The organism is Bittarella sp. HCP28S3_D9 (assembly GCF_052065655.1).
Classification (GTDB): Bacteria; Bacillota; Clostridia; order Oscillospirales; family Ruminococcaceae; genus Bittarella; species Bittarella massiliensis.
The window spans coordinates 36,975-49,931 of the sequence record NZ_JBQHTP010000017.1; the positions used below are offsets into that span (position 1 = coordinate 36,975).

General features: G+C 65.4%; 10 protein-coding genes. All 10 read right to left on the reverse strand.

What is annotated here, in order from left to right:
* Positions 1-182: 182 nt before the first annotated feature.
* Positions 183-1,253, reverse strand: coding sequence for a cell division protein FtsQ/DivIB (locus tag ACTNAU_RS09655; RefSeq protein WP_441098299.1), 1,071 nt, complete (start codon positions 1,251-1,253; stop codon positions 183-185).
* A gap of 3 nt (positions 1,254-1,256) precedes the next feature.
* The gene (locus ACTNAU_RS09660; protein ID WP_243164532.1) at positions 1,257-2,498 is read right to left on the reverse strand and encodes a UDP-N-acetylglucosamine 1-carboxyvinyltransferase; all 1,242 of its coding nucleotides are present in this window, start codon (positions 2,496-2,498) and stop codon (positions 1,257-1,259) included.
* Positions 2,499-2,644: 146 nt separating this feature from the next.
* Positions 2,645-3,766: an undecaprenyldiphospho-muramoylpentapeptide beta-N-acetylglucosaminyltransferase gene (murG, locus tag ACTNAU_RS09665; RefSeq protein WP_185916608.1), complete on the reverse strand. Its 1,122-nt coding sequence runs from the start codon at positions 3,764-3,766 to the stop codon at positions 2,645-2,647.
* Between the two features lie 142 nt (positions 3,767-3,908).
* Positions 3,909-5,081, reverse strand: a complete 1,173-nt coding sequence (ftsW, locus tag ACTNAU_RS09670) for a putative lipid II flippase FtsW (protein WP_353653972.1) — start codon at positions 5,079-5,081, stop codon at positions 3,909-3,911.
* Positions 5,082-5,144: 63 nt separating this feature from the next.
* Positions 5,145-6,155 carry a phospho-N-acetylmuramoyl-pentapeptide-transferase gene (gene mraY / locus ACTNAU_RS09675; RefSeq protein ID WP_185916607.1) on the reverse strand — a complete coding sequence of 337 codons (1,011 nt, stop codon included), beginning with the start codon at positions 6,153-6,155 and terminating at the stop codon, positions 5,145-5,147.
* Between the two features lie 81 nt (positions 6,156-6,236).
* Positions 6,237-7,610: a UDP-N-acetylmuramoyl-tripeptide--D-alanyl-D-alanine ligase gene (locus tag ACTNAU_RS09680; RefSeq protein ID WP_441098302.1), complete on the reverse strand. Its 1,374-nt coding sequence runs from the start codon at positions 7,608-7,610 to the stop codon at positions 6,237-6,239.
* Positions 7,607-9,052, reverse strand: a complete 1,446-nt coding sequence (locus ACTNAU_RS09685) for a UDP-N-acetylmuramoyl-L-alanyl-D-glutamate--2,6-diaminopimelate ligase (protein WP_185916605.1) — start codon at positions 9,050-9,052, stop codon at positions 7,607-7,609. Before ACTNAU_RS09685 ends, ACTNAU_RS09680 begins: the two co-directional genes overlap by 4 nt.
* Before the next feature lie 171 nt (positions 9,053-9,223).
* Positions 9,224-11,437: a penicillin-binding transpeptidase domain-containing protein gene (locus ACTNAU_RS09690; RefSeq protein WP_185916604.1), complete on the reverse strand. Its 2,214-nt coding sequence runs from the start codon at positions 11,435-11,437 to the stop codon at positions 9,224-9,226.
* A gap of 76 nt (positions 11,438-11,513) precedes the next feature.
* Positions 11,514-11,984: a hypothetical protein gene (locus tag ACTNAU_RS09695; protein ID WP_185916603.1), complete on the reverse strand. Its 471-nt coding sequence runs from the start codon at positions 11,982-11,984 to the stop codon at positions 11,514-11,516.
* 1 nt (position 11,985) lies between these two features.
* Positions 11,986-12,948: a 16S rRNA (cytosine(1402)-N(4))-methyltransferase RsmH gene (rsmH, locus tag ACTNAU_RS09700; protein ID WP_256136220.1), complete on the reverse strand. Its 963-nt coding sequence runs from the start codon at positions 12,946-12,948 to the stop codon at positions 11,986-11,988.
* Positions 12,949-12,957 lie beyond the last annotated feature (9 nt).

Sequence of the window (12,957 nt, forward strand, 5' to 3'; positions counted from 1 at the left end):
TGTATCACAAGGCACAGCGCGGGGTGAAAGGGTTTTCATCTCCGCCGTGACGGCATTTTCAAAAAAATGTTTACCTACTCTTAAATTTAACAGATGTCACGAAAAATAGCAAGGGTTTTTTACACTTTCACACAGGAAACCGGGCTGCTCGCCGCCGGTTTTCGTCTCTTTTGCCACCCCTGTCACTGGGCGGCCCCCTCGTCCCCCTCGCCGGCGTCCTCCGGCTGTTGGGCGGGGATCTCCCCCTCTTGCGGGGCCTCCTCCCCGCCCTCGTCGGCCGGCTCCTCGGCGGGCGGCTGCTGCTCTCCCCCAGCCGCGCCGTTGGCCGCCTCCAGCGCCTGCACGGCGGCGGTGCCGGTCTTGGCCGTCACCTTGCCGGGGATGGAGGCGTCGAGGATGGTGGGCTCGGGCGAGAGGTCCTTTTGCACAATGATCTCGCGCACCAGCTGCAGCTTGTACTCCAGCTGGTAGTCCGACCCCAGCTTGACCAGGAAGTACTTTCCGACCCGCAGGGAGATGTTCTGGGTGTCGCTGAGGTCCACCGACTGCAGCCCTTCCAGCCCCACCGCGCTCACCGCCTGGTGGATGCCCTCCAGCAGGGGGAGCTTGTCCGGGTCGTCAAACTGCAGCGTCTCCCCCAGCTCGCCCTGCTTGGCCTTGACCCCGGAGATGACATAGACCCCCTCGGGCAGGGAGGCCTGGTTTTGGGCCATGATCCGCCCCGACTCGGAGAGGAGGGTGTAGCCGCCCCCCTCCTGCTTGACGGCGGTGCGGGCCACCGCGTCCTTGGCGGTGATGGTCACGGTGGTGGGGAGGGTGCGCCCCACCTGAATGTCGTCGAGGAGGGGGAACTTGCGGTAGAGGGCCTCCTGCACCTCCCCCGCCTTGAAGCGAAAGAGGTTTTCCCCAACGCTCACCGGGCAGCCGCCCTCGATCTGCTGGGCGGTGTAGGCGGTGATCTCCCCCTCAAAGCGGATGGTGTCGATTTTGAAGAAGATGGAGACGGCCACCGTCGCCCCCACCACCAGCAGGCAGCAAAACAGCAGGAAAAAGCGGAACGCCGCCTTCTTGCGGCGCCGCTTCTGCCGCTTTTGGGCGATCGTCCGCTTGATCCGCTCCCGCTCCTCCAACTCCTCCTGGGTCATGGCGACGGCCCGGTAAAAGCCCTCTTCGGTGTACCCGGTGTTGTGGGTGCGCGGGATGTCCCGGCGCTGTGCCTGTTTTTTGACCTGTTTTTTTGGCTTCTTTTTCATCTGCTAAACCTTTTCCATCCGTCCGCCCAGTGCCTGGACGGCTCTGTCCAACTGTTCATATCCCCGCAGGATGTGTTCGATGCCGCCGATCTCGCTCTGCCCTGCCCGCAGGGCGGCGATGCAGAGGGCCGCGCCCCCCCGCAGGTCCACCGCCTCGGCCCGCCCGCCGGTGTAGCGGCTGCCGCCGGGGATGCGGGCCAGCCTCGGGCTCTTGAGCTCCACCTCGGCGCCCAGCTTGCGCAGCTGGGGCAGGTAGGCAAAGCGGTTTTCAAAGACCGTCTCTCTCATTTCGGTCTCCCCCTGGGCGGCGGCCAGCACCGCCGTCAGCAGGGGCTGGATGTCGGTGGGCAGCCCCGGGTGGGGGGCGGTCACCAGCCCGCCCAGCCCCCGCAGCTTCCCCGTGGAGCGCAGGCCCACCCGGTCGTAGCGCAGGGCCAGCTCGCAGCCCATCTTCTGAAAGAGGGGGAGGATGTTGTAGAGGGTCATGGGAGTGGTGTTGGTGAGGGCGATCTCCCCCCCGCAGAGGGCGCCCATGCAGAGGTAGGTGGCGGCGGCGATGCGGTCCACCATCACCGTGTACTCGCAGCCGTGGAGGGGGCGCCCCCCCTGGATCTTCAGCTCCCCGGTCCCCATCCCCGCGATCTGGGCCCCACAGGCGGTGAGGAACTGGATCAGGTCCACCACCTCCGGCTCCCGCGCCGCGCCGCGCAAGACCGTCTCCCCCTGGGCGGCCACCGCCGCCAGCAGCAGGTTTTGGGTGGCCCCCACGCTGGGGAAGGGCAGCTCGATGACCGCCCCGGCCAGCCGCGGCCCCTCGATTTCAATGGAGCCGTTTGCCCGGCAGACCGCCCCCAGCCGCTCAAAGCCGGAGAGGTGGTAGTCCAGCGGGCGGCGGCCCAGGTCGCACCCGCCGGGATAGGCGGCCTTCACCCGGCCAAAGCGGCCCAGCAGCGCCCCCATAAAGATGGAGGAGGAGCGCAGCGAGTGGGTGAGCGCCGCGGGGAGGGGCCGGTAGTAGGCGCAGGAGGTGTCCACCTCCCACTCCCCTCCCGACCGCAGGACCCGGCAGCCCAGGTACTCGAGGATCGCCGCCATGCTGCGGGTGTCCGCCAGGTCGGGACAGCGGTGGAGGACCACCTTCCCCCCCACCAGAAGGGCTGCCGCCAAGATGGGCAGACAGCTGTTTTTAGACCCTTGCACGGCCAGTTCTCCCCGCAGGGGACGGCCCCCTTCCAATCGGTACATCGCCACAAAACCATCCCTTTCCGCCAGTGCTGTCCCCCTCTTGCAGGGGGTATGCACCAGGGTATGCCCGGGGTGGATTTTGTGTGATTTCGCCGTTTGGGCGGCTCATTTTCGCAAAAAGCGGGGCAAAAACGGCGGGCGGGATGCTACCGGGCCAGCAGCTCCGCCAGCTCCCGGTAGATGCGCTCGTTTGCGTCGACAATGGCCAGCTTGCTGCTGGCCCGGCCCCAGGCCTCGATGGTCTCGGGGTGCTCGATGAGGGAGCGCACCTTGGCGATGAGGGCCGGGCCGGTCAGGTCCTTCTCCTCAATGATGGCGGCGGCGCCCGCCCGCTCCAGCACCTGGGCGTTTTTGAACTGGTGGTTCTCGGCCACGTAGGGGGAGGGGATGAGGATGGCCGCCTTCCCCGCCGCCTCGATCTCCGAGAGGGTGATGGCCCCTGCCCGGGAGATGACGATGTCCGCCGCCGCCAGGCAGCGGTCCATGTCCTCTATGTACTCCCGGCAGTCCAGCCCCGGCCGGGGCAGTTCGACCCCGCCCGCCCGCAGCCGGGCGACAAAGGCGTCCCGCCCGCTCCCGCCGTAGGCGTGGATGTGGCAGACGTTGGGGCAGTGCTTCTGGGTGTAGGCCATCAAGTCGGCCACCACCTCGTTGAGGGGGCGGGCCCCCAGGCTGCCGCCGAAGGAGAGGATGCAAATCTTCCCCTCCAGCTGGTAGTGGGCCCGGCTCTCCTTGGGCATGGCCAGCAGCACGCTCTCCCGGATGGGGTTGCCGGTGACCACGCAGTCCCCCTTGGGCTGCAAAAACCGCTGGGCCTCGGGCACTGCCAGCAGGACCTTGTCCACCTCTTTGGCCAACAGCTTGTTGGTGATGCCGGGGAAGGCGTTTTGCTCGTGGATGGCCGTCTTGATCCCCCGCTTGGCCGCCGCCTGCAGGATGGGGCCGGCCACATAGCCGCCGGTGCCCACCACCAGGTCGGGGGCAAAGTCCTTGAGGATCTTTTTGCAGCGGCCGGGCGAGGCCGCCAGGCAGCCCAGGGCCTGCAGGTTGTGGGCGATGTTGCCCGGCGAGAAGGAGCGCCGGAAGCCCAGCACCTTCATGGTGTAGAGGGGGTAGCCCTCCCTGCCCACCAGCCGCTCCTCCATCGAGCCCTTGTTGCCCACAAAGGCGATCTCGGCGTCGGGGTGGTGCTTTTTGATGGTGTTGGCGATGGCGATGGCCGGGTTGATGTGCCCGGCGGTGCCGCCGCCCGCTAAGAGTACGCGCATAGCTTCACTTTCTCCACTTTCTGCCGCCCCAGACGGCGGCTTTTCGCGGCCCGGTGAAAAGGGCCTTTGAAAATGCCAAAGCGCGAAAGGCGCTGGGCGGGCCCCAGACAGCGGGGCCCGCCGCCCCTTTCGCGGCAAACGGCTATTTTTTCTCGATGTTGGCGTGCCGGGAGACCGAGAGGACGATCCCCATCTCCCCCAGCAGCATCAGCAGCGAGGTGCCCCCGTAGCTGAAGAAGGGCAGGGAGATGCCGGTGTTGGGCACGGTGTTGGTGACCACGGCGATGTTGAGCAGCGCCTGCAGCCCCACCTGGAAGGTCAGCCCCAGCGCCAGCATGCTGCCGAATTTGTCCTTGGCCTTCATGGCGATGGCAAAGCCCCGCACCACCAGCAGGATGAAGAGGATGATGACGATCAGCCCCCCCACCAGCCCCAACTCCTCGCAGAGGATGGAGAAGATGAAGTCGTTGTGGGGCTCCGGCACGTAGAGGTGCTTCTGGCGGGAGTTGCCCAGCCCCAGCCCGAACACCCCGCCCGAGCCGATGGCCAGCAGCGACTGCACCGTCTGCCAGCCGTCGCCCTGCTTGTCGATGAAGGGGTTTTGCCACATCTCCAGCCGGGGGATGGCGTGTTCCAGCAGCGGGGTGAAGAGGAGGAGGAAGGCCAGCGCACCGACGATGGCCACCCCGCCCATGACGAACCACTTGGTGCCGGTGCCGCCGACAAACATCATGGTGAAGCCGATGGTGACGATGAGGATGGTGCCCGACAGGTGGGGCTCCAGCACCATCAGCCCGCAGATGACCGCCAGCACCGCCATAAAGGGCAGCACCCCGTAGCGGAAGGTCTGCAGCCGCTTGTAGTTGACGTTGATCAGGTGGGCAAAGAGGACGATGACGGCGAACTTGGCCACCTCCGAGGGCTGAAAGGTGGTGAAGCCCAGGTTGATCCAGCGGCGGGCGTTGTTGAGGGGCTCCATAAAGAGCACCACGATCAGGAGCACCACCGAGAGGCCGATGAGGATGTAGCTGAACTTCTCGTAGATGTGGTAGTCGATCTTGGAGATGGCCAGCATCATGGTGACCCCGCCCACGGCGAAGATGCCCTGGCGGAGGATGAAGTGAAAGGAGTTGCCGTAGTTGTAGTAGGCAAAGGCGTAGCTGGCCGAGAACAGCATCACCAGCCCAAAGACCACCAGCACCAGCACCAACACCAAAAAGGTGGTGTCCATCTGGCCGGATTTCCGGACGGCCTGGCCGCCGCTCCCCCGCTCCTCGCGAATTTGCTTGCGCAGTTCCCGGTTCCGCTTTTTCACCCGCGATCACCCCATTTCTCACACCGGCGGGCAACGCCGCCGCTCACACTGTCCGCTCTTCTCTCACATCCCCAGCACCCAGAAGACCGCCAGCACACAGCCGGCCAGGGCCACCAGGGAAAAGACCGTCACGATCTTGACCTCGCTCCACCCGCTCATCTCGAAGTGGTGGTGGATGGGGGCCATCTTGAAGACCCGCTTGTGGGTCAGTTTGTAGCAGCCGATCTGGATGATGTCCGAGAGGGTCTCGCAGATGTAGACGATCCCGGTGAAGACCAGCACCACCGGCAGCCCGATGCCAAAGGCCATGGCCACCACGATGCCCCCCAAAAAGAGGGAGCCGGTGTCCCCCATAAAGACCTTGGCGGGGTGGAAGTTGTAGAGCAGGTAGCCGATGCAGCCGCCGGCCACCGCCGCGGCCAGCAGGGTGAACCCGGCATAGCCCAAGATCCCCGAGAGGACCAGGAAGCCCAGGGCCACCACAAAGGTCACCGAGCCCGAGAGCCCGTCGATACCATCGGTGAGGTTGACGGCGTTGACCGTACCCACAATGATGAAGAGGGCCACCGGCCAGTAGAGCCAACCCAGTTCCACCGCGCCGAAGAAGGGGACGCGCAGGGCGGTGGAGCGGCTGCCGGAGAAGTAGAGGGCCATCAGGTAGACCGCGCCGATGAGCAGCTGCAGCAGGAACTTCTCCCGCGCCCGCAGCCCCATGTTGCGCTTTTTCACCACCGAGATGTAGTCGTCCAAAAAGCCGACGAACCCAAAGCCCAGGGCCATCAAAATGCCGTAGATCAGCCGGCTCCACTGCTGGGCGCCCACCGTCTGCAGGGCGGTCTTATCCCCCCAAAACAGGGTGCAGGCCCCCAGGGCGGTGGCCACCACGATGCCGATGATGAACATGATGCCCCCCATGGTGGGGGTGCCGCCCTTGTCCTTGTGCCAGGTGGGGCCGATCTCCTTGATGGTCTGGCCGTAGTGCAGCCGCTTTAAAAAGGGGATCAAAAAATACCCGGTGACGGCGGTGATGACAAAGGCGGACACCGCCGCCAATACCACTGGTAGTTGACTCATTGCTTCCCTCCCGGCAGCGCCCAGGGCGCCGCCTTCTCCTCTCTTTTTGCCCGTTTTTTCCGGCTTCTATTCCAAATCAGCTCACTCCATCGCCCCGTAGACGATCTCCAGCACCTCTTCCAGCTTCATCCCCCGGCTGCCCTTGACCAAAACGCAGTCCCCGGGGGCCAGCCAGCGGCAGAGCTCCTCGGCCAGCCGGTCCTTTTCGTCAAAGCAGAAAACCGCCTTGCAGCCGGCCTCCCTCGCCCCTTCGGCGATCAGCCGGGCCTGCTCCCCGTAGCAAAACAGGGCGTCGATCCCCTCGGCCGCCGCGTCCCTGCCCACCTGCCGGTGCATCTGGGCCGAGCGCTCGCCCAGCTCCAGCATGTCGGCCAGGACGGCGGCCTTGCGGGCGCCGCCGAAATTCTGCCCCAGCAGGGCGAGGCTGGCCCGCATCGAGTCAGGGCTGGCGTTGTAACAGTCCTCGATGACGGTGATGCCCGCCAGCTTCTTCACCCGCTGGCGCATGCCGGCGGTCTGGTAGTCCTCCAGCCCCGCCACCGCCGCCGCCCGCTCAAAGCCAAAGGCCTCGGCCGCCCCCAGGGCCAGCAGGGCGTCGTAGACGTTGTGCTGCCCCAGGCAGGGGATGCAGGCGGGGTAGGCCGCGCCATCGGCATAGTGTACCACAAAGTGGGTGCGGTCGGTGTCGGAAGAGAGGGCGTCGGCCCAGATGTCGGCGTCCCGGTCGCACAGGGAGATGCGGATGATCCGCCGGGCGCCGTCGGCCCGCTCCACGGTGGAGAGCAGGTCGTTGTCCTCGTTGAGGACCAGGGTGCGCACCCCCTGCAGCCCCCGGGTGATGCTCAATTTCTCGGCGAGGATGTTCTCCCGGGTGCCCAGCTTCTCCAGGTGGGAGACGCCGATGTTGGTGAGCACCGCCACCTCGGGGCGCACCGCCCGGGTCATGGGCTCGATCTCGCCAAAGCCGCTCATCCCCATCTCGATGACCGCCAGCCGGGTGTCGTCCGTCAGCCCAAAGAGGGTGCAGGGCATCCCGATCTCGTTGTTCTGGTTGCCCTCGGTCTTGAGGGTCTTGCCAAAGGGGGAGAGGGCGGCGTAGAGCATCTCCTTGGTGGTGGTCTTGCCCACGCTGCCGGTGACCCCCACGCAGCGCACGTCAAAGAGCTGGCGGTAGAGCCCGCCGATCTGGATCATGGCGTCCAGGGTGTTGGGGCAGACCAGGCAGGGTCTGCCCTCCACGGCAAAGGCCGGGTCGGAGAGGACGGCGGCCGCCGCCCCCTTTTCGAATGCCTGGGCCACAAAGGCGTGGCCGTCAAAGCGCTCCCCCCGGATGGCCACGAAGAGGCTCCCCTCCCCGATGGCGCGGGTGTCGCTGCTGATGTCGGAGACCGTCAGCTCCCCGGTGTACGAGGCGCCGATGGCCTCGGCGATGGCCTGCAGGCGCAGTGGTTTCATGGGCGCTCCCTCCTCTCTTCCAGGGCCCGCTTGACGATCTCGTGCTCGTCGAAGTAGACGGTGCAGGTGTCAATGGCCTGGTAGTTCTCGTGTCCCTTCCCGCAGAGGACCACCACGTCCCCCGGCCCGGCCTCGTCGATGGCCCAGCGGATGGCGTAGTAGCGGTCCACCTCCAGGTGGTAGGGGACGCCCCGGTCCCGCACCCCGGCGACGGTGTCCTCCAAAATCACATAGGGGTCCTCGTCCCGGGGATTGTCCGAGGAGATGACCATCAAGTCGGCGAAGTCGGCCACCGTGTTCGCCATCTTGGGGCGCTTGGTGCGGTCGCGCTTGCCCGCGCAGCCGAAGAGGACGATCAGCCGCCGCTTGACAAAGGGCTTGATGGTCTCCAGCAGGTTTTGCAGGGCGTCGGGGGTGTGGGCGAAGTCGCAGATGACGGTGAAGTCGCCGCTGTAGAGCACCTCCGCCCGGCCGTAGACCCCCTTGCAGTGGCACAGGCCCTTGGCCACCACCGCCAGGGGCAGCCCCAGGGAGAGGCAGACCCCGGCCACGCTCAGGACGTTGTAGACGGAAAAGAGGCCGGGCATCTTGATGTCCACCGGGCAGCGCTCCCCCCGGTAGCAGAGGGTGAAGGAGACCCCGTCGGCCCGCTGGCAGACGTCGCTGGCCGTCAAATCGGCCTCCCCCTGGGCCGAGCAGGTCAGCACCGGGATGTCGGTCAGCTGAGGGATGCGGCGGCCGTAGGGGCAGTCGAGGTTGGTGACCGCCCGCCGGCACTGGGCGAAGAGTTTGGCCTTGGCCTGAAAGTAGTTTTCCAGGGTGCCGTGGTAGTCCAGGTGGTCCTGGGAGAGGTTGGTGAAGGCCCCCACCTGAAAGGTGACCCCGGCCAGCCGGTTTTGGTCCAGCGCCTGGGAGCTGGCCTCCATCACCGCGTACTCGCACCCCGCCCGGCACATGTTGGCCAGCAGGCCGTGCAGGTCGTCGGGCTCGGGGGTGGTGAATTTGGCCGGCAGCTTCACCTCGCCGATCTCGTTTTGAATGGTGCCGATGAGCCCCACCTTGGCGCCGGTGTACTCCAGCACCTGCTTGATGAGGGTGGTGACGGTGGTCTTGCCGTTGGTGCCGGTGACGGCGATCATCTTCAGCCGGTCAGCGGGGAAGCCGTTGAAGGCCGCGCAGAGGGCGCCGTAGACCGCGCGGGTGTCCTCCACCAGCAGCTGGCAGGGCAGCCCCAGATCCCGCTGGGCCACCACGCAGACCGCCCCCTTCTCCACCGCCTGGGCGGCAAAGTCGTGGCCGTCGGCGCTGCCGCCGACGATGCAGCAAAAGACGCTGCCCTCCACCGCCTTGCGGGAGTTGGACACCACCGACGCCACCTGGGCGTCGCCGGCAGCGGCCGGGGCGGGCAGCCCCGCCGCCTGTAAGAGTTCTGCTAAAACCATTGCGCTACTGCCTCCAACCGTTTTGGATTTCCGGGTCTGGCCGCCCCCGCCCGGCCCCGCCAAGCGGGGGGCGGAGAGGCCGGCCTTTGGGGGGGCGAAAAGGCCCCTCTAAAAGTAAATAGTATACTCCATTTTGCCCGCCAATGCAAAGCGGGCCGTCTTTTTTGGGGGCTAGTCGCCGGTGTCGTCGCTGACGGTCTTATCCCGCAGCTCCACCGTGACCACCGTGCCGATGGGCACTTCCTCCCCCTCGGCCACCGACTGGGCCACCGAGACCGAGCCGGTGTTGTCCGAGCCGCCGCCGGAAAATTTGATGTTGATCTTGGCGTTGGTGGCCACCTGGTTGACGGTGGAGGCCGACATCCCCACCAGGTTGGGCACCCGGGTCATGGTCTGCTCGGCGTCCTCCTCGGTGTAGAGGGTGATGGTGGAGCCCGCCGGGATGGCGGTGCCGGCCGCCGGGTACTGCTTGACGACCGAGTCGCCATTCCCGACCTTGTTGTACTTGAAGCCCTTGGCCCGCAGGTCGGTCTCGGCCGCCTCCACCGTCTTGTCGGTGACCTTGGGGGCCGACACCATGGCCGCGGCGTCCCCCTCCTCGTACTGGGGGTCGATGCCGATGTAAGGCAGGATGTCCGCCATCAGCTTGCCCACCGACGGCGCCACCAGCGAGGAGCCGTAGATGCTGTAGGAGTGGGCCTCGTCCAGGAACATCAGCACCAGGATCTGGGGGTCGTCCACCGGGGCAAAGGCCAGGAAGGAGGCCACGTAGGACGACTCCTGCCCGGAGCTCAACTTCTGGGAGGTGCCGGACTTGCCGCCGATGCGAAAGCCCTTGACATAGGCGTTTTTGCCCGAGGCGTTGGGGTCGGCGATGACGTGTTCCATAATCTCGGCGATCTGCTTGGAGGTGGACTCGCTGATGACCTGGCGCACCTCGGTGGGCTCGTAGTTTTCCACCACGTTGCCATCTTTGTCCTGGATCTGCTTGACCACGTGGGGCTGGTAGAGGTGCCCGCCGTTGACCACGGCGCACATGGCGGTGGCCATCTGCAGCGGGGTCACCGAGTTGGTCTGGCCAAAGGAGCTGGAGGCCAGATCCACGGCGCTGAAGGTCTCGTGGTAGATGCTCTGCGCCTCGCCGGGCAGGTCGATGCCGGTCTTTTCGGTGAAGCCGAAGGCCTTGAAGTAGGTGGCGAACTTCTCCGCCCCCAGCTTTTCGGCGGTCATCATGAAGCCGGGGTTGCAGGAGTTCTTCATGATCTCCATGAAGTTCTGCTGCCCGTGGCCGCCCTTGGCGTAGCTGGCGCACTTGATCATCCGCCCGGCGACCATGTAGTAGCCCGGGCAGTAAAAGCTGCTGTTCTGGTCCACGACCCCCTCTTCCAGGGCGGCGGAGGCGGTGATGGGTTTAAAGACCGAGCCGGGCTCGTAGAGGTCGTTGAGGACCTTGTTGCGCCACTGGCGGGAGCGCTCGTTGGCGAGGGCGGTCTTGAGTTCGTCCCCCTCCAAATTGGCCACCCGCTCCTGGGCGGCCGGGTCGTAGAGCTCCATCGGCTCGTTGGGGTCAAAGTCGGGCTTGGTGGCCATGGCGAGGATCTCGCCGGTCTTGACGTTCATGACGATGCCGCCGCCCCGCTCGGAGGCGTGGTGTTCGTCCACCGCCTCCTGGAGGTATTTCTCCAGATAGTGCTGAATGACCTCGTCGATGGTGAGGACCACCGTGTTGCCCTGCACCGCGTCGTAGATCTTCTCGTACTCGAAATCCATCTCGGTGCCGCGGGCGTTCTTGGCCGAGACCACCCGCCCCGGGGTGCCGGTGAGGAATTTGTCGTAGTAGCTCTCGACCCCGGCCAGGCCCTGGTTGTCGCTGCCGACAAAGCCCAGCACGGTGGAGCAGAAGTTGCCGTAGGGGTAGTAGCGCTTGGTGTCCTCGGCGGTGTAGATGGCGCCGATCTTGTTGTCGCTGGCAAACTGGAGCACCTTGTCGACAGTCTCTTTGTCCACCTTTTTCTTGAGGTACTCGTGGAAGTTGCTCTTGTGGCTCTTCTCGAGGATCTCGTCCTTCTCGACCTCTAAAATGGCAGAGAGCCCGGAGGCGATCAGTTCCCTCTGGGCGTCGTCTTTGATGTCGTTGGGGGAGAGGATGACGTTCCACACCGTGTTGGAGGTGGCCAGGACGTTGCCGTTGCGGTCGGTGATGTCGCCCCGGGTGGGGTTGATGACCGTGTCGCGCAGCTGCTGTTCGCTGGCCAGGTCGCGGTACTCCTTCCCCTTGAAGATCTGTATATTCACCAGGCTGCCGAACACGGTGCCAAAGCCGATGATCACCACCAAAAAGAGGATGATATAGACCCGCATGTGCATCTTTTTCGTCGGTTTCATAGTGCAGCTCTCTGCCCCCTTTGCCAAAAAAAGGGTCAAGATTTTCTCTCAACCCTCTCAACTCATTCCTATTGGATTAAAGGCCCAGGTATTCCTTTATTTTGCTGCCGATGGTCCCCAGGATGCCCTTGGCCGGGGAGTCGTTTTTGGCCACATAGACCTTGTTCTCCTGGTTGAGACTGACGTACTCGACCTGCTGGTTGTCCACCTTGACCAGCCCCAGGGTGTTCTGGGCGTATTCCTCCACGTGGGCGAGGGACATCTTGCTCTCCACCTGCATGTTCAGCCGGGTGGTCTCGCTCCGGGTGCTCTCCAGTTCGGTCTTGGCCGCCCGCAGGTCGTCCCCCAGCTCCACCAACTGCACCCGGGAGTAGAGCATCATCCCCGCGAGGATGACGATCACCGCTGCCAGCAGGATCTTGGCCGCCGGGGTGCTCTTTTTCTGGGGCAGGGGCTTCTCGTTCTTGATGACCCGCATCCGGGGCTCCCGGTTTTCAAAGAGCGACAGGTCGTAGGCCTGCGCCTCGCTGGTATTTCGCACGATCACTTCATCCTCTCTCTGTGGGAATGGGCCCGCCCGCCTCCGGCAGCTTTTCGATGACCCGCAACTTGGCGCTGTGGCTGCGCGGGTTCTCGGCCAGCTCCTCCGGGGTGGCGGTGATGGGTTTCTTGCAAATCAGCCTGCCCCGCGGCTTCTTGCCGCAGACGCAGACGGGAAAGTCGGGCGGGCAGGTACAGCCCACCGTCCAACTGGCAAACTGGCGCTTCACCATCCGGTCCTCCAGGGAGTGGAAGGTGATGACGCAGAAGCGCCCGCCCGGGGCCAGCCGGTCAAAGATGGCCTCCATCCCGGCGGCCAGGCTCTCAAACTCCCCGTTGACCTCGATGCGGATGGCCTGAAAGGTCTGCCGGGCAGGGTTTTTCTCTTTTCGCCGCACCGCGGGTGGAAGGGCCGACTTGACCGCTTCCACCAGCTGGGCGGTGGTTTCAATGGGGTGCTGTTCCCGGAGCCGCTCGATCTTGCGGGCGATCTGCCGGGCGTACTTCTCCTCGCCGTAGGCGAAGAGGATGCGGGTCAGTTCTTCGGGGGAATAGCCGTTGACCACGTCGTAGGCCGAGAGGCCGGACTGGCTCATCCGCATGTCCAGCGGGGCGTCCGCCCGGTAGGAAAACCCCCGAGCGGGGGTGTCCAGCTGGTGGGAGGAGACCCCCAGGTCCAGCAGGGCGCCGTCGATGGCCTTGATGCCCAGCTCGTCCAGGGCGGGGGCGGCGTTTTTAAAGTCCTCCTGCACCACCTGGGCGCAGGGGTAGGGGGCCAGCCGCGCACTGGCGGTCTTGACCGCGTCGGGGTCCTTGTCCAGGGCGATGAGCCGGCCGGTCGTGAGCCGCTTGGCGATCTCCTGCGAGTGGCCGGCGCCGCCGGCTGTGCCGTCCAGGTAGATGCCGGCGGGGTCGATGGCCAGGTTTTCCAGGCACTCCCCCAGCAGCACCGGCTTGTGGGAAAATTCCACCGGCTCTCT